This is a genomic window from Flavobacterium sp. 123 (genome assembly GCF_003634825.1).
Classification (GTDB): Bacteria; Bacteroidota; Bacteroidia; order Flavobacteriales; family Flavobacteriaceae; genus Flavobacterium.
In genome coordinates this window covers 844003-868638 of the sequence record NZ_RBXD01000001.1, presented here as the reverse complement: position 1 = coordinate 868638, position 24636 = coordinate 844003, and the positions used below count along the sequence as shown (strand labels likewise).

The following is a 24636-nucleotide window of genomic DNA, read 5'->3' as shown; positions in this document are numbered from 1 at the left end:
ACTAGAAACTTTAAACCTGAAACTTTAAAATAATGACTTACGAAGGTGTCCTTACTAAAATGCAAACTGAATTTGGAAATCCTATTCAATATTATCTGGTTTTTGAGAATAGTTTTTTGAATATGAATCAACTGTTGGATAAAAAAATAGAAATCAATTTTGCGGGATTTCAATGTTTGAATTGTGGAAAGAAAAAGAAAATTTTCCGTCAAGGATTTTGTTACGACTGTTTTTATTCAAGTCCAGCAGTAGGGGATTGGATTATGAAACCGGAGTTAAGCACAGCTCATTTGGGTATTCAGGATAGAGATTTAGCGTATGAGCAAAAAGTACAATTGCAGCCTCATATAGTATATCTGGCACTTTCTAGCGAAATAAAAGTTGGAGTGACTAGAAAAACACAAGTGCCAACACGATGGATTGATCAAGGTGCAACTCAAGCAATTTCAATAGTGGAAGTACCTAATAGATATTTAGCAGGAATTACAGAAGTAGCACTTAAAGATCATTATGCTGATAAAACGAATTGGCGTAAAATGCTAACAAATAGTATTGAAACAGTAGATTTAGTAGCCGAAAGATTGAAAGTAGAAAACTTAATTCCAAATGAAGTTCAGGAGTATTTCTATTCGCAAAAGAATGATTTGTATGAAATGCAATATCCTGTTATAGCATATCCTAATAAAGTAGCTAGTTTAAGCTTAGACAAAACGCCTTCTTTTCAAGGGAAACTAAAAGGAATTAAAGGGCAATATCTTCTTTTTGAAGACGGAACAGTTTTTAATATTCGCGGTTCTGAAGGATATGTGGTAACGATAAATATATAAAAAAAAGCCTAAAAGATTTTGAAACTTTTAGGCTTTTTTGGTTTAGATGTAATCTAAGGTGTTGTCTTAGGTTCTTCTGTTTTTTTCTTTTTATTAAAAAATCCATTTAACAAATCAGCAGCTTTTGTTTTTACGGCATTCGTAGTTTCTTCTTTTGTTGAAGGAGCTGCTGTTTTTGTAGTATCGCTTGGTTTTTTATTTTTATTTATAAAATCTGTCAAAGCAGAAGTTCCTTGTTTTACCAATCGCTCTTTTTGTTGTTTTACCAATTGAGAGGTCAGATTGTTGACGGCACTTTTCATGTCAGTTGTGATTTTTGGATTCGTAAAGTTTCCAGTCAAAACAGCATTTATAGGGAGATTTTCTAATTTGGCAGCATCAGCAGGAGATAATTTAGCAATTAATGCATTGGCTTCTGAACCTAGATATTTCGCTGGAACGTCAAATTTGACATTGTAATTCATGCTCTGATCAAAACCATGGGAGCCGCCAATTGTTGCTTTGATATCTTGGTATTTTATGTTAAATGGTTTTACATTGACTTTTCCATCTTTGAATGTTATGGCAGCTTTCAAATCATTTAAATTGAGTTTGTTTACATCAATAAATTTGACATTAGAACTCAAAGCGGTCAATAATGTAGAGTTTTTAGAATTTATAGTTGTAGATAATAACTGCCCTAATAAATCACCTGTGAGTGTTTTTAAATCAGGAGTTAATTCTGTTGCATCAAGATTTCCGTTTAATTTGATGGTTGAATTTAACTTTCCGTTTATGATTCCGGCAATTGGTGCTATTTTTTTCAACATATCAAGTTGATTAAAAGACTGCGCAATATCTACTTGGTTTAAATTTAAATCCATATTAAAAACGGGTACTTTTCCTTTTGTAGAAACGGCACCATTTACTCCAATTATTCCACCAAAAATGGATGTTTTTACGTTTTCTAATGTTACTTTTTCATCTTTTACAATTAGTTTTCCAGACACATCTTTCAAAGTCAAATCATCATACAAAACCGTAGTCGCTTTTGCGGTAAGCGTACAATTTAAGAAAGCAGGAATCTTCATAGCATCTGCTTTTTTGGTTTGTTTTGCCTGTTCGCTGCCGTTCGGCTCAGTTTTAGAAGCTTCTGTAGTTGTCATAAAATCACTTACAACTAATTGTTTAGAATTCATATTGAAGTTTCCTTTCAGTTCTTGATTTCTAAATACAAATCCATAAAAATTCTCTAAAACTCCTGTTACATTGATATCACTTTTCCCAGTTGTTGCATTAAATTGTTTCAAATTAATCTGACTTGGATTGAACTGAACTAAGGCATTACTGATGTTCATTGTTTTTCCGTTTTCGTCCACATAGTTAAATCCAGACAAACTCATTGTTCCTGCATTGTTAATATTTTGATATTGACTTTTTTCAACGGATTGCATATCAAATTTTGTTGTTACATCTGCTTTTAAAATTCCTGACAATGGTTTGTCTAACTTTATTGGATATGCTTTGGAAAGATTGGCTAAGTTGATGGTGCCTTTTAAAGCGGCATCAACGATGGCATTTTGTGTTACATTTTTGATATTAGCTTTGGCATTGAAAACATCTTGATCTATTTTGAAAGATAGTTTGTCTAGATTTACATAGGTGTCATTCAGAATTCCTGTTTCATTAATGATTTTAGTATCAATAATAATATTTTGAACTGATTTTGGTAAATTAGGATATTGAAAGGAAGCATTATTAGAAGCAATTTCAATTTTGAATTTTGGAACAGTAGTGTCGGAATACAGTCCTTTTGCAAAACCTTTAACAACAAAATCTCCGGTTGTTTTTACATCATCCAAACTTGCTGCATAAGCTGCAGGAATAACTCCCAAGAAATTTTTGAAAGACGAAGTTGGTGTTTTAAATTTCAAATCATATTGTTGGCCTGCTTCAACCATTTGAATAAAACCATCAAATTCTAATGGCAATTGGTTGATTAATGCTTTGTTTTCTTTGAAGGTGTATTGGCTTTTTTCTAAATCAATGCCCAAAACAGCATCCAGAGTCAAAGAAACGTTTTTCATGTAATTAACTTTGTCCATATCTAATGATATTTTCGCAGTAGATTTAGTGACCAAATCTAATTTTTGTGCTGCAAAATTTCCAGTTCCTTCATGGTTCAAGCTGTCGATTACCATTTTTATTTTTGAACTTTCGTCAAAATATTTAAACTTGAAATTCTCGATTTTATAATTTTGAATTTTGAAAGATAGAGGACTGCTTTTACTATCATCTTTGGATTTGTCATCTTTCAAAGCAATATCATAATTTCCGATTCCATCTTTGTTGAAGATGATGTTGATTAAACCGTTTTTTGAAGCTATTCCGTCAATATTCATTGCTTCATTTTTGCCTTTAAAAAGTTCTTTAATCGACATTTTTAAATTCAATTCGCCTAACGAAACTAATGTGTCACCTTCAAAAGGAGCTTTGTTTATGATGACTAACTTATCTAAGGTTACATTTGCGTTTGGAAAATTTTTGAACAAGCTTAAATCCGCATCTGCAAAACTAACTTTGGCATCTACATTTTTATTAATTGCATCTGCAATCTTCGCTTTTATTTGGTCTTTAAAAAAGTAAGGAATGGCAAATAATGAGGCGGCAATTATAAGAATGATAATTCCTGTAATTTTTAAGATTTTCTTTAGCATAATTTTGTTTTTTATATAGTTAACTTGTTTTCAAAAACCTTGCCTTAATCGGTATAAAATTAAAATAAAAAGATAAAATATTCGTAATTTTCTTATAAATACGACTGTTGTTTTTTGTTTAAGTTTACTTTGGAACTTTTTTGAAAAAAAAAATCCGTTTAAGTACATACTCAAACGGATTTTGTATCAGTGATATTGCTTTTTATTCAATCGTAATTGTAAAAGGCATGATTACTTGAATTCCTTTTTGTGTCTGAATTCTTTTTATTTGTTCTAGTACCAAATAGTTTTCCTCGCCAATTTCTTCTTTTATAAAAGCTTCTTTTGATTTTGCAAAAGGCAGATTTTCTAGAATATCATCAAAATTTTTCTCGTATTCAGGAAAGTTTTGAGTGCTGTAGGTTTTTATTTTTGCCAGAGAAGCAGCTTCTTTAATAGCGTCATCTAAACCGCCAATTTTATCAACAAGTCCTATTTTTATAGCATCAGCACCAGTCCAAACTCGTCCTTGAGCAATAGCGTCTACTTGCGCAAAAGTCATTTTTCTTCCCTCTGCTACATGAGTGACAAATGTTCTATAAATATGTTCAACACCTTCAAGCGTTACGGCTTTGAATTTTTCGTCCAAAGGGACAAAAGGACTATAGTTTGCTGAATTTTCATGTGTTTTTACTTGTTCTACATGAATACCTATTTTTGTAGCAAGCTGACTAAAATTAGGTAATATACCAAAAACACCTATCGATCCAGTTATAGTGTTATTTTCGGCAAAAATTTTGTTTGCGTTACAAGCTATATAATATCCGCCCGAAGCAGCATAATTCCCCATAGAAACCACAACTGGTTTAACTTTTTTTGTCAATTCAACTTCTCTCCAGATTAAATCTGATGTTAAAGCATTTCCACCAGGGCTATTAATACGAAGCACAACTGCTTTTATTTTGTCATTTTTTCTTGCTTCTTGAAGCGATCTTCGCATGGAACCTTCTCCAATAACATTGACATCACCTTCTCCACTTTGAATTTCTCCTTGTGCATAAATAATGGCAATTTCGTCATTAGCATCTGATATTTTTGAAGTTGTAGTGCTATTTATGGTGTAATCTCTAATGGATACTTTATTGTAATCTTCTGAAGAATCAACATCTAATGCTTTTTTAATAGCGGCATGGTACACATCTTCATAAGCAACAACATCTACTAATTTTTGTGCTTTTGCCATTTGCGGTGTTCTTGCCAAAAGACCATTTGCAATCTGGTTTAGTTTAGCGACAGATATATTTCTGCTTTTTGAAATGTCATTTGTAACTGAAATCCAGATGGAATTTAACAATGCTGTGATTTGTTGTCTATTAGCATCACTCATTTTATTTTCAAGAAAAGGTTCCACAGCACTTTTGTATTTGCCATGACGAATTACTTCCATTTTTACGCCAGATTTTTCTTGAAGGTCTTTGAAAAACATAACTTCTGAGGATAATCCTTTGAAATCCATATCGCCAACAGGGTTTAAATAAACGGTATTGGCTATAGAATTTAAATAATATTCTTTTTGTGAAAAAGAATTGGCGTAGGCCATTATAAACTTTCCTGATTTTTTGAAATCTTCTAGAGCATCACGTAATGCTTTGCTTTGAGCCATTCCTAACGGAGAATCGTCGTTTAGTATTGAGATTCCTTTGATATTATTGTCGGTTTTTGCTTCTTCGATGGCATGTATAACATCAGTGAGGCCTATGTGTTTTTTGTCTGCAAAAATAGTCATCCAAGGATCTTTGTATTTTCCAGCATAATCGTTTTTTACGTCCTCTAAATTTAATTCGATAACTGAATTTCCTTTTACTTCAACACCCTCCGCTTCTCCTCCAAAAATAGTTCCTATTAGTACAATCCCAAATAAGCATAGCATCAAAAAAATAAAAATACCAATGACTGTTGCTAATACGTTTCCTAAAAATTTCATAATTATATTTTTTTAATTAGTAACAAAGGAGTTTGAATTGTTACACGTTATTAGGTTTAAAAACTCTTTATTTAATTACAAATAGACCCTACAAATATATTGCTAATTCTAAAATACTTTTAGTTAATTTGCATCTAATTATGAAATCACAACATCAGGTCATTTTATCGATAGGGACAAATCAAGGCAATCGTTTGGAAAACGTTGAGCGTTGTATACAATTGATTCATCAAGAGATTGGTACCGTAGTTAAAGTTTCAAAAGTTTATGAAACACCTTCTTGGGGATTTGATAGTGAAGCTTTTTATAATTGCGCTTTAGTATTGCATACCTCCCATACTTCTCATTTAATTTTAGAGCAAGCTTTAAGAATTGAAAAAAAAATGGGGCGTGTTCGAAATTTAGATTTAGGCTATCAATCCCGAATTATTGATATTGATTTGATTGCTTTTGATGCTGAAATTATTGATACGGAAAGTCTCCAAATTCCACATCCTTTGCTACAGAACAGAAAATTTGTTTTGCTGCCTATGCAAGATTTGAATCTAGATTGGGTACATCCTGTTTTGAATAAGTCCATACCTGAATTGATTGCAATAACTCCAGATGAAAGTGTTTGTGAAATGGTTCAAAATTTGAAAGCCCCTTTAGAAAAAATTCCTTTAGAACAGTTTAATTATGTTGCTTTTGAAGGAAATATTGGTGCTGGCAAGACCACTTTGGCAACAAAAATAGCGGAAGATTTTAATGCTAAAACAGTATTGGAACGTTTTGCAGACAATCCTTTTTTACCAAAATTTTACGAAGATCAAAATAGATATGCATTTCCACTTGAAATGTCGTTTCTAGCGGATAGATACAAACAATTGTCAGACGATTTGGCTCAATTTGATTTGTTTAAGGATTTTATTGTAGCTGATTATCATATTTTTAAATCTTTGATTTTTGCCAAAATTACTTTGGCGGAAGATGAATCTCGATTGTATCGCACATTGTTTGATATTGTATACAGAGAAATGCCAAAACCCGATTTGTATATTTATTTGTATCAAAATTCAGAAAGGCTTTTGCAAAATATAAAGAAAAGAAACAGAAGCTATGAGCAGAACATTCCTGCCGAATATTTAGATAAAATTAATTCTGGATACTTGGATTATATTAAATCTCAAACGGATTTGAATGTGTTGATTATTGATGTTTCTAATCGAGATTTTGTAAATAAGCACGAGGATTACCTTTATATTTTAGATGAAATCCAAAAGAAAATAACTTAGAAATTATCTTTTCAACGAAAAGTGACCTTTTGTTTCTCTTCCGTCTTCCAGTTTTAGGGTAAACCAATAATCATCAGCAGGCAAAAGCAAACCGTTAAATGTTCCGTCCCATTTTGGAGAGGAAGCATCAAGTTGCGTAATCAGTTTTCCATATCTGTCAAAAATAGTAACAATAGCTTCAGGATAATTATTTAAACCTTTTACTTCCCAAAAATCATTATAAGAATCATTGTTTGGAGTGAAAAATTTAGGCATACTTAGTACTATAAAATTTTCAGTTACATTGCTGCAACCATTTGTTTCTCTTACAAATGCAGTTTGAAGACCAGCAGGTGAATTTAGAAAAACATTTGATGATTGATAATTGATACCATCTATTGAATACTCATAATAAATAGCAGGATTTTTTAGAATTATCGTTACTATAGTCCCATCAACGGCTATTGATTCTATTATTGGATCTGGATTTTCAATGACAGTTATTGTTTTTCTGACGGTACAACTTTCAGGAGCTGGACGAGTAATATCTACAGTATATACGCCGTCTTTAGAAATTTCGATTGATTGTGTTCTTTCTCCTGTTGACCATAAATAAGTCATTCCTATTTCTGCTATTTTAGCGTCAATAGTTAGTTTGTTTGACTTGCAAATAACTAATTTTTCGTCTGGAATAATGGGTAGTTTATAGACAACTACTTCCACAGGAACTCTTGTTCCAGTTGTACAATTTTTATTTACAGCTTCTACATAAAATGTTGTATTTACAGCAATATCTCTTGTTATACTTGTTCCTACCGCAATTAAATTACTTCCGGTTGGCTCGCTATACCAATATATTGTTCCTTCCGTTGTTTTTGCGTCGAGGGTTATGCTTCCGGGTCCACATAAAGTAAATCTAGAATTAGTAGTTGTAATTACAGGGATATTATAAATAGTTGCTGTAACTGGAGTTCGTGTAGAATATTTTGCGCAAAATCCATATTCAGTATCTATATAATACGTGGTGCTTTTTGAAATATTGGGTGTTGTAAAAGTAGTGCCTGTTGCTAAAGGAGTTCCGCCAGTTTTATTTTCAAACCAATTAATTGTTCCTAAATTAGAACTTGCTTGTAAAGTTAAACTGCCAGATCCACAGGTTGCTGATTCGGTTGTACTTGTAATTTGCGGGATAGTAATTGAGGTGCTTGTTGCTATCTGTATTTCTGGATCACCAGGCATTCCACCATATTCTACAATAAATCCATTAGCTTGTTGCGAGCCTTCAAATGATTCGCCATAGTAATTGATATCATTCCAAGATCCCTTAGTTCCTTTGCCATTATTATCTATAATAATAGCATAATCTTCATCTTCTCTATATAAATTATAAATATCATTGGGTTCATAATAAGGAATTCCAAGATACCAGTTTGGACTGCTTCTATTCCAATTGACATAGTTGGTAGTTGAACCAATACCGTGTGGATTAGAAGCAAATATTCCAGGAGCAGGAGTAGATTCTAGATTGTAAAAAAAAGTAATTCCTTTTTCGGGGCCGGTCATCCATTTCCATACTCCTTCTTCTCCTATATCAGATCCTCCAATCCATCCTGTTCCTGATTGTTGAGTTGCAGCTATTTGGTTTTCATCTGCAGATAAAATAGTTACTAAATATCCTTTTAATCCGTTGTAGGTTCTTGCATTAGCCAAGTCATTTGCGACACCCCAATCAATTCCTAAATTTGGAGCAATTCCAATACTTGGAACAAACTCATAAAAATGCTGGTTTGATGGCAAATAACTAAGTTTATCGGTACTAATTGAAAAGGTTCTGTTTCCTGTTGGTTTATTAGATGAATTTGTATAAACAACATCTTTAATTGCTTTAATAAAATCAATATAAGTTACCGGAATATCTGGTGTTGAACTTGTCAGAGTTAATCTTCCAGTAGCTAAATCCCAATTAGAATTTATTGTAGTATGCAATCCAGTGAGGGTTAATACGTCTTGTGAATCATTATATCCAGTTGAAATTTGAATATAGATTGCATCTGTGCTTATATTATCAGGATCAGTTATAGTAATATCAGTAACAATATTCATGGAGGTTTGTGGGCAATATACCTGATCTCCTACGGCCTTAATTATTGGAAGAATATTATCAGTTGATGTAGTTTTAATTTTTTTTAAAAAAGAAGATGATTGGTAATTAATAGTATCTTCTACATTTGAAATAAAAACTTTCTTTGAATAATAATCACAATTAGTTGCATATGCAGTTTTAGCACTAAAAAATAGTACTAGTAGTATTATTCTTAAAAAAACTGCATTTTTCATTTTGTAAAAGTGGTGATTTTTTTAGATTAATACTTTTATAAAATATAATTTATTGTAATATCACCTTAAAATTTACCTTTTTAGTGAAAAATGACCTTTTGTTTCTCTTCCGTCTTCTAGTTTTAGGGTAAACCAATAATCGTCTGAAGGTAAAGGCGTTCCGTTGTAAGTACCATCCCAACCTCGATCTAAAAGCGGAACCCATTGTTTGATTAGTTTTCCGTATCGGTCAAAAATGTAGAGTGTTGATTTTGAATTGAAAGTTTCGTTTACTCCTTTTACACTCCAATAATCATTATAACCATCATTGTTAGGTGTAAAGAATTTTGGTGCTCCAATAACCGCAATAGTTTGACTAACTACACCACAACCATTTTTGTCTTTGACATAAACGTCGTGAATTCCTGCGGGTACATTATTAAAGAAATTAGAGTCTTGCCAAAAGCCATTAGGGTCGTCAATACTAAATTCGTATTCTCCTTTTCCTGTAACATTTACAGTAACGGTATTGATATCCGTTAAATCTACAATATCAATACTTTCAATATTAGCTACGTCTGAAGCTGTAACTTTTATGGTTCGAATTCTGCTGCAGCCATAGCTATTTGTTACTTCTACTGTATAAGTTCCTTCTGCATTTACTTGTAATGTTGGTGCTGTTTCACTTGTTAAAACGTTTCCGTCTTTTGACCAAATATAATCGTAATTATTCGTTGCAGATCCATCTTGAATTCCTGCATCGAGTTGGACAAAAAAGCTTGGAAGATTAGAACAGACTAATTCATTTTCGTCACCACTAGTATTCAAATTAATTTTCGGAAGAGGATTTACAACAAAATTTAAGGTTGTAGTGGCATAGCAGTTTGTGTTTAAAGGATTTTCAACGCTGGCAGTGACATTTTGAGATTCGGTTGTAAATGGATTGGGTAATGGACTTGGTAATTCAATATTATTTTGGTCGTAGTACCTAACAATCATTCCCGTCTGACCCCCTAGAATAGTTGCTTCAAAAGTTGATGTGTCAAAATCAAATTTTCCGTCTTGGTCCAAAGGATTTTCTTCGTCATCACAGGCAGTTGTTAAGGCAGAAGGGACTGCAAAGACTTCGGGTGAATCATCTACAATAAATGAAATACTTGTTTCGTCGTAGCATTGTAAAGTTGAATTATTAGTCACAACGGCTTTTATAGTTTGAGAAGTGGTTGTGAAAGAACTTGTAAATGGACTTGGTAACATGTCCCCATTTTGATCAAAATAAGTAACCGTTACGTTTGTTTGATTTCCTAATAAAGTAGATTCAAGATTAGCGGTATCAAAAGTGAATATTCCATCATGATTGTCATCACACTGTCTTGGTATTATAACAGGATTTGCAAAAGGCAAGGCTTCAACTTTTAAAGTAATATAAGGACCTAAACCCACACAAGCATTATCAAGGCTACTTTCTATTCGAACCCAAATGTCTTGTGAGTTAGGATAACCAATATTTCTGTAATTTGAAATATTTGTAATGGCATTAAGTTCAGCTAGGGCATCTGCTTGGTTTTTGTAATAATTTATAGTATATGCTTGACTTGTTGTAGGTAGTTCGTTTTGTATTGTAACTTTTGTCCAAGAGAAATCAAAAGTTGCAATTCCATCTCTGTTATTGTTAACAGCGTCTAAAAAATCATCACAAACAGGAGGGACAGTGACTGTATAAGTAGAAAGAAGATTAGTAGCGGGAACTTTTAATGTTATTTTGGCAACACTATAACAGCCTGTAATTTTATTGGTGACTCTAACCCAAATATCCATTATTGAAGGTGTAGTGTTTTCGAAAGCCAAGTCATTTGAAATTAAATCTGTCGAAAGACCGCTATTTGCTCCAGCTAAAGAAGTATAATAAGTAAAATTTTCATTAATGTAATTTGAAGAAATTAAATTATTATTTACAGTCAAATTAAAAAGAGTTTTTCCATCTGGAGCTAAGTCACTATCACATTGAATAATAGTAATATCGTTGGCAATGGGTAGCGGATTTATAACAAAATTTAAAGTTGTTGTTGCGATGCAGTTTGTATTTAATGGATTTGTAACGGTTACTAAAATATTTTGAGTTCCAGTAACAAATGGATTTGGTAACGGACTTGGTAATGGACTGCCGTTTTGATCAGAATAAGTAACTGTCATTCCCGTTTGACTTCCTAAAATAGTAGCTTCGAATGTTGATGTGTCAAAAGCAAATTTTCCGTCTTGATTTAATGGATTTGATTCGTCATCACATGCTGTTGTTAATGATTGAGGAACGGTAAAAGCTTCGGGTAAATCGTCAACAATAAACGAAATGGTTGTTTGACTGTTACAGTGTAAAGGGGAGTTGCTTTTTACAACAGCTTTTATTGTTTGTGATGTTGTTGAGAAACTTGCAGGAAATGGACTTGTGATTAAATTTCCGTTTGAATCTTTCAATGGATTATTAGCTTGGTCAAAATAAGCAACCGTTACGTTTGTTTGATTTCCTAATAAGGTAGACTCAAGAGCAGCAGTGTTAAAAGTAAATTTCCCGTCTTGATTGTCATCGCACTGCCTTGGAATTATGACAGTATTCGCTATAGGTAATGGTTCAACAGTTACAGTTATTGGTGTTCTTGGAGTACATCCGTTATCAATATAAAAGGTTGTAGTTGTATAGAGTTGAGGAGTTGTGAAACTATTCCCCGTTCCAAGATTATCACCATTTGTATTATACCAATTTATTGTTCCTGCGGTTGAAGTTGCTTGAAGTGTAGTAGTCCCTGAAGCGCAAATAGAACTTGGTGGTGTAGCTGTAATTTTTGCTATTGTCAAGCTAGTACTTGTGGAAATTTTAATATTGTCAACGTCACCAGGTACCATTCCTCCGTATTCAACAACATATCCTTTTGGTTGATAATCTCCGCTTAAATCACCTGCTAATTTCAGGTCGTTCCAAGATCCTGGAATTCCAATTCCAGGAGCGGTAATATGAGCATAATCTTCATCGCCTGCTTGGTTTGGTTCGTTTGTATTCCAAAAAGCAAAATTTGGAGTTGACCCATTTATGCTTCCATTCCAAAAAACAGTTCCGGCTTCAGGACCGGTAACCCATTTCCAAACTCCTTCTGTTTGAGAATCACTTCCGCCAATCCAGCCAGTTCCTGACGCTTGTGCTCCCGCTAACTGTGCTTCGTCTGCAGCAGTCAGTGTGGCTAAATAGCCTTTTAAACCATAATAGGTTTTTATAGCTGCCTCAGCTTTTGCATCGGTCCATGTAATACCCGTTTTAGGGACATATTCATAAAAATGTTTGTTTCTGGGTAAATAATTCGCTTGGCCAATTGTAATTGAAAATCCACGTGTTCCGGACGGAGTTAATGAGGAATTGTTAAAAACTACATCTTTAATAGCAGCTTCAAATTCAGCTGAGGTTGTTGAGTTGCCAATCCCATAGAGCCTTAGTTTTCCTGTAGTTATATCAAATGAGGAGACTCCAATTGTTGGATGTGAACTAGGGTTATTTAGTTTTAATAGATCTTGCCCTTTTACATAGCCTGATGAGATTTGGATGTAAATCTCAGTTGTTATTTTATCGGGATCAGTTAAAGTTATATCCTTAACTATTTCCGTAAAACTTCCGGGACAATATGCATTAGGATTAGGTATTGCTGAAATTTCAGGAGCGTTGCTTGAGTTGATTTGTGGACATTGACTGATTAGAATAGGAGTGTTGTTTTTAATTGAAAATTGTCCATTGCCAAATTGCCCTTGCTCATTACTTCCCCAACTGTATAAATCTTTTTGAGTTGTCAGAACAGTTGCCGAAAGGTTTCCTAACGAAATATCTTGAATGGAAAAATTGGTTGCAATTTGACTCGGGCTGTAATTGTTGTTAAAATTACCATTACCTAATTGTCCTGCTGTGTTAGCTCCCCAAGTCCATAATGTACCATCCGTTTTTATTCCATAAGAATTTCCAGGACCAATGCCTATGATATCCCAATCTGAAGATGTTCCTATCTGTTTAGGGAAGTTGCTTCGATTTGTAGTACCATCACCTAATTCTCCATACTTGTTCAATCCCCAGCCCCATAAAGTGCCATCATTTTTTTTCGCTAAAATTGTATGATATGATGCGGAAATGGAAGCCCAATCATTTAAGATTCCAATTTGGGTTGGAGTATTAACATTTCCTAAATTTCCATTTCCCAATTCTCCATAGTAACCAGATCCCCATGCCCAAATTGTGCCGTCATTTTTTATTCCAGTTGAAAAAAGGGCTCCTGCCGAAATTGATTTCCAAGTTGTTTCATTCCCTACTTGAATAGGAATTTGACTGTCAGTATTTGAGCCATTTCCTAATGTACCATTGCTATTTGATCCCCAAGCCCAGATTGAATTATCATTTTTTTGTGCTAATGTATTATACGCATTATTTGAAACAAATTTCCAATTATAATCATTTCCAATTCTTGTAGGAATATGTTTATCTATAATGGAGCCGTCTCCTAGTATTCCATATACATTAATACCCCAGGCCCAGAGTGAACCATCCGTTTTAATGGCAAATGAGCAAAGTTCTCCTGGGAAAATAGATTGCCAATCACTAGAACTGCCAATTTTTGTTGGGATATTTTTATTTGTGGTTGTTCCATCACCCAATTGTCCGTAGTTGTTACTGCCCCAAACCCATAGTGTGCCATCAGTTTTTATACCAAGAGTATGAAAATCTCCTGATTTTACAGTTTTCCAACATTGTGCGCTAACTTGAATATTGAATATAATAAATAAAAAAAATAATGTTTTTTTCATTTCATAAAAATATTATTTTTTTATATACAAATAAAAATTATCTAGGCCAATTCATTTTTTGGAATAAATCCCAAACTACAATTCCGGCACTAACCGAAATATTTAAAGAATGTTTTGTGCCTAATTGAGGAATTTCGATAGCTCCATCACATAAGGCAACTGCTTCTTGTGATACTCCGTGAACTTCATTTCCAAAAACCAAGGCGTATTTTTTTTCTTTTTCAACTTTAAAATCTTGAAGAAAAAAAGCGCTTTCTACTTGTTCAATAGCAAGTGTAGTAATTTTTTTTTGTTTTAATTCAGAAATAACTTCAAGTACATTTTCATGATGTTCCCAAGCTACAGTTTCAGTTGCTCCAAGGGCAGTTTTGTGGATTTCTTTATTTGGCGGAGTTGCCGTGATACCACATAAATATATTTTTTCAATCAAAAAAGCATCTGCAGTTCTGAAAACAGAACCAATATTGTGTAAACTCCTTATGTCATCTAATACTAAGATGAGTGGTGTTTTTTCTGAATTTTTGAATGCTTCAATAGATTTTCTTTCGAGCTCGCTGTTTTCTAGCTTTCTCATATTTTTTAAATTATAGTTACAAAAAAAAGCTTCCTAAAAATAAGGAAGCTTTTTTAATATATTATTTTTTGAATTTAGCTTTTTGGTGCCGCATCAGCTAAAACTACTCCTTTTATAGTAAGAACTTTTGTTGGTTGCCCAGCTGCATTAGAAGTAATCGTTACTGTTTTTGTAAATGCGCCAACTCTGTCTGTAGCATATTTTACACCAATGATTCCTTTTGCGCCTGGTGCAATTGGTTCTTTTGGACTTGTTGGTACTGTACAACCACAAGAACCTTGTGCATTTGTAATGATTAATGGTGCATTACCATTATTAGTAAAAACAAACTCACGTTTACCATCTGCATTGTGAGCAATAGTTCCGTAATCAATAACTTCGCTTACAAAAACCATCCCTGCACCGTTTACTTTCGGAGTTGAAACTTTAGTTGATGGGGCTTTTGTTTTTTTAGAAGTTTCTTGTGCATTAGCAGATATAACTCCCAATACAACTAGCATAGTTAATGTAATTATTTTTTTCATCCTTATTTTAATTAAAAATTATTCACAAATCTATATAAAATATAGAAACGACGTCCTAAAATTTTCTTAAAAATATTTTAATTTTTGAAGTCTTCTTTATTCACTTTAAAATATTTAAATTCGCTGACGTATTTTTTTCAATTTTTAAAGATAGATAATTTGGCAGCTAAAGATAAAGTGGTTAAGGAAACGCCATTAATGAAGCAGTATAATGAGATAAAAAGGAAGTATCCAGATGCCTGTTTGTTGTTTCGTGTGGGAGATTTTTATGAAACTTTTGGCGAAGATGCTGTTAGAGCTTCCAAAATATTAGGAATTGTATTGACTAAACGTGGTGCTGGTTCAGAAACCGAAACTGCTTTAGCAGGATTTCCACATCATTCTTTGAATACCTATTTGCCAAAATTAGTTAAATCAGGTCTTCGCGTGGCTATTTGTGACCAACTCGAAGATCCAAAAATGACCAAAACTATTGTGAAAAGAGGAGTTACAGAACTTGTAACGCCTGGAGTTTCTATGAATGATGAGGTTTTGCAGTCTAAAACTAATAATTTTCTTGCATCTGTTTATTTTACTAATAAATCAATTGGAATTTCATTTCTTGATGTTTCAACCGGTGAATTTCTTACTGCGCAAGGCAACGCAGAATATATTGATAAATTGCTTCAAAATTTTAATCCTAGCGAAGTTTTAATTCCTAAAAATAATAAAAATGATTTCCGAGAAATTTTCGGGGAAGATTACCATAGTTTTTACCTAGAAGATTGGATTTACAAAGAAGATTATGCACTAGAAACCTTGACGAAACATTTTCAAACGGTATCTCTAAAAGGTTTTGGAATTGAAGAATTAAAAGAAGGAATTATAGCCTCAGGAGCCGTTTTATATTATCTATCCGAAACGCAGCACAATAGAGTTCAACATATAACAGCTATACAACGAATTGCAGAAGACGCTTATGTTTGGATGGATCGATTCACCATTAGAAACCTAGAATTGTATCATAGTTATAATCCAAATGCGGTTACGCTTCTTGATGTAATTGATAGAACGCTTTCGCCAATGGGAGGTCGTTTGCTAAAAAGATGGTTAGCACTTCCGTTGAAAGATAGTGCTAAAATACAAAGTCGCCATCAAGTAGTGGCTTATTTGAAAGAAAATCAGGATGTTCTAAAAAGCATTCAGTATCAAATTAAACAAATATCAGATTTAGAACGTTTGATTTCTAAAATTGCAGCAGGCAAAGTGTCTCCACGTGAAGTGGTGTACTTGAAAGAATCTTTAGATGCAATTATTCCAATTAAATCATTGGCTTTAGAAAGCGCCCAAGAAGCAGTAAAAGTTATTGGAGATAGTTTGCATAGCTGTGATTTATTGCGTGAAAAAATTAAAACAACCTTAAATCAAGATGCGCCTGTGGCTATTGCCAAAGGGAATGCTATCGCAAAGGGAATTAACGCGGAATTAGATGATTTGCGTGCTATTTCAACTTCAGGAAAAGAATTTTTAGAAGGAATAGAAAAACGGGAATCCGAAAGAACGGGAATTTCTTCCTTGAAAATTTCATTTAATAATGTTTTTGGATATTATATTGAAGTTCGAAACACACATAAAGATAAAGTACCTGAAGAATGGATTCGCAAGCAAACTTTGGTTAATGCGGAACGCTATATTACCGAAGAATTAAAAGAATATGAAACTAAAATTCTTGGCGCCGAAGAAAAAATTCACAAAATAGAAGTTGACTTATTTGAACAATTGGTAGGTTGGATTGCGACTTATATCAAGCCAGTTCAGATGAACGCTAGCTTAGTAGCGCAGTTAGATTGTTTGTGCTCTTTCACGCAATTGGCTATTGAAAATAAATACATCTGCCCAGAGATTGATGATACTTTTGAACTCGAAATCAAGAATGGTCGTCATCCTGTTATTGAGAAACAATTACCTGTTGGGATGCCTTATATCGCTAATGATGTTTTCTTAGATAGAGAAACGCAGCAGTTAATTATGATTACGGGGCCAAATATGTCTGGAAAATCGGCTATTTTGCGCCAAACGGCTTTAATTGTACTACTAGCTCAAATGGGGAGTTTTGTTCCTGCAGATGGAGTTAGAATGGGGATTGTAGATAAAATATTCACTAGAGTAGGAGCCTCGGATAATATTTCGATGGGAGAATCTACTTTTATGGTCGAAATGAATGAAACAGCTTCTATTTTGAATAATATTTCGGATCGAAGTTTAGTGTTGCTTGATGAAATAGGAAGAGGAACGAGTACCTATGATGGAATTTCTATAGCATGGGCAATTGCAGAATTTTTGCATGAGCATCCTTCAAGGCCTAAAACCTTATTTGCTACTCATTATCATGAATTGAATGAAATGAGTGAATCGCTTTCTAGAATCCAGAATTATAATGTAGCTGTTAAGGAATTAAAAGACACCGTTCTTTTTATTAGAAAACTTTTAAAAGGAGGAAGTGCTCATAGTTTTGGAATTCATGTGGCAAAAATGGCAGGAATGCCTCAAATAGTCATTTTGAAGGCACAAAAGCTATTGAAAAAACTAGAAAAAAACCATTCTAATGATGCTCTAAACGGAATTAAAGCTGCTAAAGATGAAATGCAGATGAGTTTCTTTAATCTTGATGATCCGCTTTTAGAAGAAATAAAAGAAGAGATTTTAAATCTCGATATTAATACCATTACACCTATGGAAGCGTTGATGAAACTGAATGAAATTAAAAGAATGCTAACTAGAAAATAGTTTCTTTGTTTTTAAAGTTTACGTTATCAGAAGATTAACTTTTATCTTCTATTTTTTTATAAAAAAGGCTTGTGTAATTGAATTAATGTATTAAATTTGCATCCGCAATACAGAACAAGTATCGTGATTCTTTAATAAGAATTGTAAATGCGAAAATAGCTCAGTTGGTAGAGCGCGACCTTGCCAAGGTCGAGGTCGCGGGTTCGAGCCCCGTTTTTCGCTCAAACACCATATAATGCTCGGATGGTGAAATTGGTAGACACGCTGGACTTAAAATCCAGTGAACAGCAATGTTCGTGCGGGTTCAAGTCCCGCTCTGAGTACTAAAAAAGCTTCAAACTATGTTTGGAGCTTTTTTTATTAAATAATTTAAATGTATTTTATTTATATAATTCATTCAAAAAAACTAGACAGATATTACGTAGGGACTACGAATAATATTGAAAAAAGATTGATTGAGCATAATTCTGGGTTTTATAGTGAAGCCTTTACGGTAAAAGGAGCGCCTTGGGAGTTAAGATTGAGCTTCGAATGTGAATCTAGTCAGAAAGCGTATGGATTAGAGAAGTTTTTAAAAAGAATGAAATCTAGCATTTTTTTGGAGAAAGTGATTACTAATCAGGATATTTTAGTAGATATTCAAAATAAATTATGATGTTTTAAGGGGTTCAACTCCGAAGCTTCGGAGCCGCTCTGAGTACTAAAAAAGCTTCAAACTATGTTTGGAGCTTTTTTTATTAAATAATTTAAATGTATTTTATTTATATAATTCATTCAAAAAAACTAGACAGATATTACGTAGGGACTACGAATGATATCAAAAAAAGATTGATTGAGCATAATTCTGGGTTTTATAGTGAAGCCTTTACTGTAAAAGGAGCGCCTTGGGAGTTAAGATTGAGCTTCGAATGTGAATCTAGTCAGAAAGCGTATGGATTAGAGAAGTTTTTAAAAAGAATGAAATCTAGCATTTTTTTGGAGAAAGTGATTGCTAATCAGGATATTTTAGTAGATATTCAAAATAAATTATGATGTTTTAAGGGGTTCAACTCCGAAGCTTCGGAGCCGCTCTGAGTACTGAAAAAGCTTCAAACTATGTTTGGAGCTTTTTTTATTTATAATAATTTGTAGCTCGAAAAGTATTTACAAAAAGAAATTCTAAGTAGTATTGTTTGAAATTTGAAATTTTATGGGGGTTTTTGTAATTAGTAAACGGTTCAATGACGAATATAAATTTGTATTCACTTCGCGAAAAGGAAAGACTATATTCACAAGTTTGAGTTATGAGCTTAAATTTGAGTGTGAAGAGGATATTGAAAAGTTTAAGTTGAATATAGAATCAGCAGAGTTTTTAAAATTTAAATCTACGGCTGGAAAATACTTCTTTAAGTTGTTCTTGGCTGGAAACCATTTTGCTACCAGCAGGAAATATACAACTGAACTAAGACTTCAGAAAGGAATTAATGAGATTGTTCAGTATGCTTCTAAATCGGAAATGCTGGATTTCTCTGAAAATAATTTTGTTTTCACTGATTAGAGCATTCTGTATGATGTAATTTGAAAGCCATTTTAGTAATAATTTGGCTTTTTTCTTTTATTTAGGAAAGTTTACAACAAAAAAAAGCCGTTTCACGATGTGAACGGCTTAAATTTTTTGTGTTGTAATTTAGAATTACTTAGCAGCAGGCGCTTCAGCAGCAGGTGCAGCAGCAGAATCAACAGCTACAGCAGCAGTATCAGCAACAACAGCAGCAGAATCAACAGCTACAGCAGTAGTGTCAGCAGCTACAGCCTCTTCAGCAGGAGCTTCAGCTTTTTTACATGATACAACAGTTAAAACAGCAACAACAGCTAAACTTAAAAATACTTTTTTCATCTTACTTTATTATAAAAGGTTAATTATTAATTCGTGGCAAAGATATAAATTTTTTAATATGTAAAATATTTTTTTATTTTTTTTTTAAAAATAATCTTCTTTGCCAGCGTTTATTCTTTTACCAACTATTATGCCAAAAAAGCAATATGGTAAAATAATTGCCTATTATTGGCTGATTATTTTTTATTAGGCGATGATTTTACGAAAATGATGAAAATCGCCAGTTTTTTAAAAAATAGATTTTTTTTTAAAAATAATTCGATTTTAATACCTGAAATAGGTTTTTAGGTCTTTTTTGGAATGAAACCTATTCTTATAATCTTCTGCTTAGATGTTTTTCATAATTGTATTTGTGGCTCCTTTATTTGCTTGTACAAAAGTGCTGCATATTGTGCCTCTTTCTTGACGGAATTTTTCGTCTTCAATTAAATTTTGAAAGGCAAGACTCAGTTGCTCTTTGTTGGAAATAGAAATGCAACCACCTAAATGAACTAAATCTATAGCTTCAGCGAAATGAGAATAATTAGGACCGATAATTATAGGTACTCCAAAAGTTGCTGGTTCTAATAAGTTATGTACGCCAGGATGGCCAAAACCGCCGCCAACATAGGCAATATCTGCATAACTGTATATTTTAGTTAATATACCTATGGTGTCAATTATAAAGACATTGTAATCAGAAAGTGTTTTGTTTTCTTTTTCGGAGAATAAAACATAGTTTTTCTGAATGCTATTTTTTAGCTGCTCAATTTGAACTGATTTGATATTGTGTGGAGCAATAATAAATTTCACGTCACTGCTGCAGGCATTGATGTAGTCTGTTAATAGGTTTTCATCTTTCGGCCATGAACTGCCTATAACTATGGTCGTTTTGTTGTTTTTGAATTGTGAAATAAATGACAATGTATTGTCTTTTTCTAAAATTGCAGCTACTCTGTCAAAACGGGTGTCTCCTGATACAGCAACATTGGTTTTGCCAAGTTGATTTAATAAATTTTTAGAACTTTCATTTTGAACAAAGAAATAAGTGAAGGTATTCAATGCTTTTCTGTAAAATCCTCCATACCATTTAAAGAACATTTGGTTGGGTCTAAAAATTCCTGAAATCAAGTATGTTGGTGTATTTTGTTTTTTGAGTTCACTCAAATAGTTAAGCCAATATTCGTATTTTATGAAAAACACCAATTCAGGATGAACTAATCTTAAAAATTCTTGTACATTTTTTTTGGTATCTAAAGGCAAATAAACAGTAACATCAGCAACAGTATTGTTTTTTCGAACTTCATAACCGGAAGGAGAGAAAAAACTAACCACAATTTTATGCGAAGGGTATTTCTCTTTTATTTTTTCGATAACGGGTAATCCTTGTTCATATTCTCCAAGAGAAGCGGCATGAAACCAAATAGTTTTATCAGAAGGTTTTATTTTTTGTTCCAAAAGAGGGAAAACTACTTTTCGACCTTCTACAAAAAGTTTCATTTTTGCACTAAAAAGGGCAATGATTTTTAACAAAAAACCAGATAGGAAAACAATTGTATTATAAAGAAAAAGCATAGGTACTATTTTAGTGCTAAAATACATTTTCTTTATATTATTTTCTTCTCAAAGGAATATTTAAATTTTGGTTGATAGGATCTCGCTTTTTTATTTCATCGGAAGACTATTTTTAATGTTGGATTCATTGGTTTAAACTCATTAAATGCCTATTTTTGTTTTTCGTCTTGAAGAAGCATTTGTTTTTTTAAGACTTAAAAATAATTGTCACCTTTAGCATGGCTAAAAGCCAAACTTTAAAAAGAGAATTCATGAAGAAAATTCAGATGGTTGACTTAAAAAGTCAATATGATAAAATTGCCACTACTGTAAATCATTCGATTCAAGAAGTTTTAGATACGAACACTTATATTAATGGGCCTCAGGTTCATGCTTTTCAAAAATCTTTAGAAGAATATCTTGATGTAAAACATGTAATTCCATGTGCTAATGGAACGGATGCTTTGCAAATTGCTATGATGGGTTTAGGTTTAAAGCCAGGGGATGAGGTTATTACCGCTGATTTCACTTTTGCAGCTACAGTTGAAGTAATCGCATTGTTACAATTAACACCTGTTTTAGTAGATGTGGACATGCACAATATGAATATTTCTATTGAAGGGATTAAGCGCGCCATTACGCCTAGAACAAAGGCTATTGTTCCAGTGCATTTGTTTGGTCGTGCTGCTAATATGGAAGCAATTATGGCTATCGCTAAGGAATATAATTTATATGTTATCGAAGATAATGCACAAGCGATTGGAGCAAATTGCAAATTTTCGGATGGATCCAAAAAGAAAGTTGGAACAATTGGAAATGTTGGAGCAACTTCTTTTTTTCCATCTAAAAACTTAGGTTGTTATGGAGATGGTGGTGCTATTTTTACTAATGATGATGTTTTAGCACATACGCTTCGCGGAATTGTAAATCACGGAATGTATGAGCGTTATCATCATGATGTGGTAGGTGTAAATTCACGTTTAGATAGTATTCAAGCAGCGGTTTTGAATGCAAAATTACCGTTGTTAGACGAATATAATAAAGCAAGACAAAATGCAGCAAGAAAATATACTGCTGCTTTTGAAGGGCATAAAAATATTATTGCGCCAAGCATTTGTGATATTTGTGATTGTCACGTTTTTCACCAATATACGTTACGAATTATAGATGCAGACCGAAATGGATTGATGCAACATTTGTTAGATAAAGGAATTCCTTGCGCTATATATTATCCAATTCCTTTGCATTCACAAAAAGCATATATGGATGCTCGTTATAAAGAATCTGATTTTCCTGTAACCAATCAATTGGTCAAAGAAGTACTTTCTTTACCAATGCACACAGAATTAGATGATGAGCAAGTTAAATATATTACGGATGCTGTTTTAGAATTTTTAAAATAATGCAATTGACATTCTGATTCGTGTGTCTCCTTATAAAATAAACATGAAAATACTAGTAACAGGTGGTTTGGGATTTATAGGTTCACATACTGTGGTTGAATTGCAGAATGAAGGCTTTGAAGTTATTGTAGTTGATAATTTGTCTAATACGACCTTAGAGGTTTTAGATAGAATTCAGAATATTACTGGCAAAGTTCCGGCTTTTGAAAAGTTAGACTTACGAGAGAAAGACAAAGTTCAGGATTTTTTCAAAAGGCATCCTGATATTTCTGGAGTGATACATTTTGCTGCTTCAAAAGCAGTGGGTGAAAGTGTTGAAAATCCATTGTTGTATTATGAAAACAATATCAATTCATTAGTATATATTTTGCAAGAATTGCAACAAAAACCAGAAGCCAACTTTATTTTTAGTTCTTCTTGTACGGTTTATGGGCAAGCTGAAAAAATGCCAATAACGGAGGATGCTTCCATTCAAACGGCTATGTCTCCTTATGGAAATACCAAACAAATAGGTGAAGAGATTATCACTGACACTGCTAAAGTAACTAGTATTAATGCTATTTTATTGCGCTATTTTAATCCTATTGGAGCACATCCGTCTGCTGAAATTGGGGAGTTGCCTATTGGAGTTCCACAAAACCTAGTGCCATTTATTACTCAAACTGGTTTTGGTTTGCGCCAAGAATTATCAGTTTATGGGGATGATTACCCAACTCCTGATGGAACAGCGGTGCGGGATTATATTCATGTTGTTGATTTGGCAAAAGCGCATGTAATTGCTTTACAACGATTGTTAAATAAAAAGAATACAGCTAAAGTAGAAACTTTTAATTTGGGTACAGGAACCGGAAGTTCTGTTTTAGAAGTTATTCATACTTTCGAAAAAGTAAGCGGTAAAAAATTACCATATAAAATAGTTGCTCGTAGAGAAGGGGATATTACTTCAGCTTATGCTAATACAGATAAAGCAAATACTGTTTTGGGTTGGAAAGCACAATCAACGCTAGAAGAAGCTATGGCAAGTGCTTGGAAATGGGAACAGAAGATTAGAAGTTAAATACAGGTATATTAAAAAGAAATCCCAAATTATCAGATGATAATTTGGGATTTTTATTTGTAATTAATTTTAAAAGGTCAAATTATGCGTTAGCCGTCACTGCTTCTTTATCAATTTTACCAATCAATCCAGCCAATACTTTGCCAGGACCAACTTCCGTAAATAAAGTCGCACCATCTTTAATCATTTGTTGTACAGATTGTGTCCATTTTACTGGTGCAGTCAATTGTATGATTAAGTTTTTCTCAATTTCCGATGGATCAGAAACCGCAGTCGCAGTTACATTTTGATATACAGGACAAATAGGAGCTGAGAACGTAGTTGCTTCAATAGCAGCCGCAAGTTCTTCTCTTGCTGGTTCCATCATTGGCGAATGAAAAGCACCTCCAACAGGTAACAATAAAGCACGTTTTGCACCTGCTTCTTTCATCGCTTCACAAGCTTTTTCTACTGCCGATGTTTCGCCTGAAATAACTAATTGTCCAGGACAGTTGTAATTTGCTGCTACTACAACACCATCAATCGAAGCGCAAACTTCTTCTACGATATTGTCTGCTAATCCTAAAACTGCAGCCATAGTTGAAGGTTTTATTTCGCAGGCTTTTTGCATTGCTAAAGCTCTTTGTGAAACTAATTTTAATCCGTCTTCAAATGATAAAGCACCATTAGCAACTAAAGCAGAAAACTCTCCTAATGAATGTCCCGCTACCATTTCTGGTTTGAAATCTTCTAAAGTTTTAGCTAAAATTACCGAATGTAAAAATACAGCTGGTTGCGTTACTTTGGTTTCTTTCAATTCCTCAGCAGTTCCTTCGAACATAATATCTGTAATACGGAAACCTAATATTTCATTCGCTTTTTCGAATAATTCTTTTGCTAATGGAGAATTCTCATATAAGTCTTTACCCATTCCTGTAAATTGTGCGCCTTGACCTGGAAATACGTATGCTTTCATTTTTTTTATTTAAAGATTGAAAAATTTAAATGATTGAAAATGAATTTCAATCGGAATACAAAA

General features: G+C 33.2%; 17 protein-coding genes and 2 tRNA genes. 10 read left to right on the top strand and 9 right to left on the bottom strand.

The window, feature by feature from the left end:
- Positions 1-32 precede the first annotated feature (32 nt).
- On the top strand, positions 33-827 hold the full coding sequence (locus C8C88_RS03945) for a DUF2797 domain-containing protein (protein WP_121336867.1): 795 nt from the start codon (positions 33-35) through the stop codon (positions 825-827).
- A gap of 53 nt (positions 828-880) precedes the next feature.
- Here the strand turns inward: C8C88_RS03945 and C8C88_RS03940 are convergent, their stop codons facing one another.
- On the bottom strand, positions 881-3523 hold the full coding sequence (locus C8C88_RS03940) for an AsmA-like C-terminal region-containing protein (RefSeq protein WP_121336866.1): 2643 nt from the start codon (positions 3521-3523) through the stop codon (positions 881-883).
- A 202-nt stretch (positions 3524-3725) separates the two neighbouring features.
- Complete coding sequence (sppA, locus tag C8C88_RS03935) at positions 3726-5486, bottom strand: signal peptide peptidase SppA (RefSeq protein WP_121336865.1); 1761 nt, start codon at positions 5484-5486, stop codon at positions 3726-3728.
- Between the two features lie 140 nt (positions 5487-5626).
- On the opposite strand from sppA, the gene folK reads away from it, so the two are divergent.
- Positions 5627-6760, top strand: coding sequence for a 2-amino-4-hydroxy-6-hydroxymethyldihydropteridine diphosphokinase (gene folK, locus C8C88_RS03930; protein WP_121336864.1), 1134 nt, complete (start codon positions 5627-5629; stop codon positions 6758-6760).
- A 3-nt stretch (positions 6761-6763) separates the two neighbouring features.
- On the opposite strand, the gene C8C88_RS03925 is transcribed toward folK, so the two are convergent.
- The 4 genes from C8C88_RS03925 to C8C88_RS03910 form a co-directional block, all read right to left on the bottom strand.
- Positions 6764-9076 carry a T9SS type B sorting domain-containing protein gene (locus C8C88_RS03925; RefSeq protein ID WP_121336863.1) on the bottom strand — a complete coding sequence of 771 codons (2313 nt, stop codon included), beginning with the start codon at positions 9074-9076 and terminating at the stop codon, positions 6764-6766.
- 72 nt (positions 9077-9148) lie between these two features.
- Positions 9149-13885, bottom strand: a complete 4737-nt coding sequence (locus tag C8C88_RS03920) for a T9SS type B sorting domain-containing protein (RefSeq protein WP_121336862.1) — start codon at positions 13883-13885, stop codon at positions 9149-9151.
- Between the two features lie 37 nt (positions 13886-13922).
- Positions 13923-14459, bottom strand: a complete 537-nt coding sequence (locus C8C88_RS03915; RefSeq protein WP_121336861.1) for an RNA methyltransferase — start codon at positions 14457-14459, stop codon at positions 13923-13925.
- A gap of 74 nt (positions 14460-14533) precedes the next feature.
- On the bottom strand, positions 14534-14983 hold the full coding sequence (locus C8C88_RS03910) for a DUF1573 domain-containing protein (protein ID WP_121336860.1): 450 nt from the start codon (positions 14981-14983) through the stop codon (positions 14534-14536).
- Positions 14984-15142: 159 nt separating this feature from the next.
- Between C8C88_RS03910 and mutS the strand changes: the two genes are divergently transcribed.
- The 6 genes from mutS (at position 15143) to C8C88_RS03880 (ending at position 19286) form a co-directional block, all read left to right on the top strand.
- Entirely contained in the window at positions 15143-17749 is a 2607-nt protein-coding gene (gene mutS / locus C8C88_RS03905; protein WP_199711390.1) for a DNA mismatch repair protein MutS, read from the top strand.
- Between the two features lie 149 nt (positions 17750-17898).
- Positions 17899-17971: transfer RNA gene (locus tag C8C88_RS03900), tRNA-Gly, on the top strand.
- A gap of 15 nt (positions 17972-17986) precedes the next feature.
- Positions 17987-18072: transfer RNA gene (locus tag C8C88_RS03895), tRNA-Leu, on the top strand.
- A gap of 50 nt (positions 18073-18122) precedes the next feature.
- Positions 18123-18404, top strand: coding sequence for a GIY-YIG nuclease family protein (locus tag C8C88_RS03890; protein ID WP_121336859.1), 282 nt, complete (start codon positions 18123-18125; stop codon positions 18402-18404).
- A 95-nt stretch (positions 18405-18499) separates the two neighbouring features.
- Entirely contained in the window at positions 18500-18781 is a 282-nt protein-coding gene (locus C8C88_RS03885; protein ID WP_121336858.1) for a GIY-YIG nuclease family protein, read from the top strand.
- 157 nt (positions 18782-18938) lie between these two features.
- Entirely contained in the window at positions 18939-19286 is a 348-nt protein-coding gene (locus C8C88_RS03880) for a DUF1508 domain-containing protein (RefSeq protein ID WP_121336857.1), read from the top strand.
- Between the two features lie 135 nt (positions 19287-19421).
- Here the strand turns inward: C8C88_RS03880 and C8C88_RS03875 are convergent, their stop codons facing one another.
- On the bottom strand, positions 19422-19625 hold the full coding sequence (locus C8C88_RS03875) for a hypothetical protein (protein WP_121336856.1): 204 nt from the start codon (positions 19623-19625) through the stop codon (positions 19422-19424).
- Positions 19626-19952: 327 nt separating this feature from the next.
- Entirely contained in the window at positions 19953-21179 is a 1227-nt protein-coding gene (locus C8C88_RS03870) for a 3-deoxy-D-manno-octulosonic acid transferase (protein WP_121338558.1), read from the bottom strand.
- A 251-nt stretch (positions 21180-21430) separates the two neighbouring features.
- Between C8C88_RS03870 and C8C88_RS03865 the strand changes: the two genes are divergently transcribed.
- Together C8C88_RS03865 and galE are read left to right on the top strand one after the other, a co-directional pair.
- Complete coding sequence (locus tag C8C88_RS03865) at positions 21431-22561, top strand: DegT/DnrJ/EryC1/StrS aminotransferase family protein (protein WP_121338557.1); 1131 nt, start codon at positions 21431-21433, stop codon at positions 22559-22561.
- A gap of 43 nt (positions 22562-22604) precedes the next feature.
- Positions 22605-23618 carry a UDP-glucose 4-epimerase GalE gene (gene galE / locus C8C88_RS03860; protein WP_121336855.1) on the top strand — a complete coding sequence of 338 codons (1014 nt, stop codon included), beginning with the start codon at positions 22605-22607 and terminating at the stop codon, positions 23616-23618.
- Positions 23619-23700: 82 nt separating this feature from the next.
- On the opposite strand, the gene fabD is transcribed toward galE, so the two are convergent.
- A complete protein-coding gene (gene fabD / locus C8C88_RS03855) occupies positions 23701-24573 on the bottom strand; it encodes an ACP S-malonyltransferase (RefSeq protein WP_121336854.1) in 873 nt (290 codons plus the stop codon).
- Positions 24574-24636: the final 63 nt, after the last annotated feature.

What these genes read in the sequence shown, in the direction of transcription:
- galE (WP_121336855.1), top strand. Translation starts at nt 22,605, where the DNA reads ATGAAAATACTAGTAACAGGTGGTTTGGGATTTATAGGTTCACATACT.
- C8C88_RS03920 (WP_121336862.1), bottom strand. Translation starts at nt 13,885, where the DNA reads ATGAAAAAAACATTATTTTTTTTATTTATTATATTCAATATTCAAGTT.
- C8C88_RS03885 (WP_121336858.1), top strand. Translation starts at nt 18,500, where the DNA reads ATGTATTTTATTTATATAATTCATTCAAAAAAACTAGACAGATATTAC.
- C8C88_RS03940 (WP_121336866.1), bottom strand. Translation starts at nt 3,523, where the DNA reads ATGCTAAAGAAAATCTTAAAAATTACAGGAATTATCATTCTTATAATT.
- folK (WP_121336864.1), top strand. Translation starts at nt 5,627, where the DNA reads ATGAAATCACAACATCAGGTCATTTTATCGATAGGGACAAATCAAGGC.
- sppA (WP_121336865.1), bottom strand. Translation starts at nt 5,486, where the DNA reads ATGAAATTTTTAGGAAACGTATTAGCAACAGTCATTGGTATTTTTATT.
- fabD (WP_121336854.1), bottom strand. Translation starts at nt 24,573, where the DNA reads ATGAAAGCATACGTATTTCCAGGTCAAGGCGCACAATTTACAGGAATG.
- C8C88_RS03915 (WP_121336861.1), bottom strand. Translation starts at nt 14,459, where the DNA reads ATGAGAAAGCTAGAAAACAGCGAGCTCGAAAGAAAATCTATTGAAGCA.
- C8C88_RS03945 (WP_121336867.1), top strand. Translation starts at nt 33, where the DNA reads ATGACTTACGAAGGTGTCCTTACTAAAATGCAAACTGAATTTGGAAAT.
- C8C88_RS03875 (WP_121336856.1), bottom strand. Translation starts at nt 19,625, where the DNA reads ATGAAAAAAGTATTTTTAAGTTTAGCTGTTGTTGCTGTTTTAACTGTT.
- C8C88_RS03910 (WP_121336860.1), bottom strand. Translation starts at nt 14,983, where the DNA reads ATGAAAAAAATAATTACATTAACTATGCTAGTTGTATTGGGAGTTATA.
- C8C88_RS03880 (WP_121336857.1), top strand. Translation starts at nt 18,939, where the DNA reads ATGGGGGTTTTTGTAATTAGTAAACGGTTCAATGACGAATATAAATTT.
- C8C88_RS03870 (WP_121338558.1), bottom strand. Translation starts at nt 21,179, where the DNA reads ATGCTTTTTCTTTATAATACAATTGTTTTCCTATCTGGTTTTTTGTTA.
- C8C88_RS03890 (WP_121336859.1), top strand. Translation starts at nt 18,123, where the DNA reads ATGTATTTTATTTATATAATTCATTCAAAAAAACTAGACAGATATTAC.
- C8C88_RS03925 (WP_121336863.1), bottom strand. Translation starts at nt 9,076, where the DNA reads ATGAAAAATGCAGTTTTTTTAAGAATAATACTACTAGTACTATTTTTT.
- C8C88_RS03865 (WP_121338557.1), top strand. Translation starts at nt 21,431, where the DNA reads ATGAAGAAAATTCAGATGGTTGACTTAAAAAGTCAATATGATAAAATT.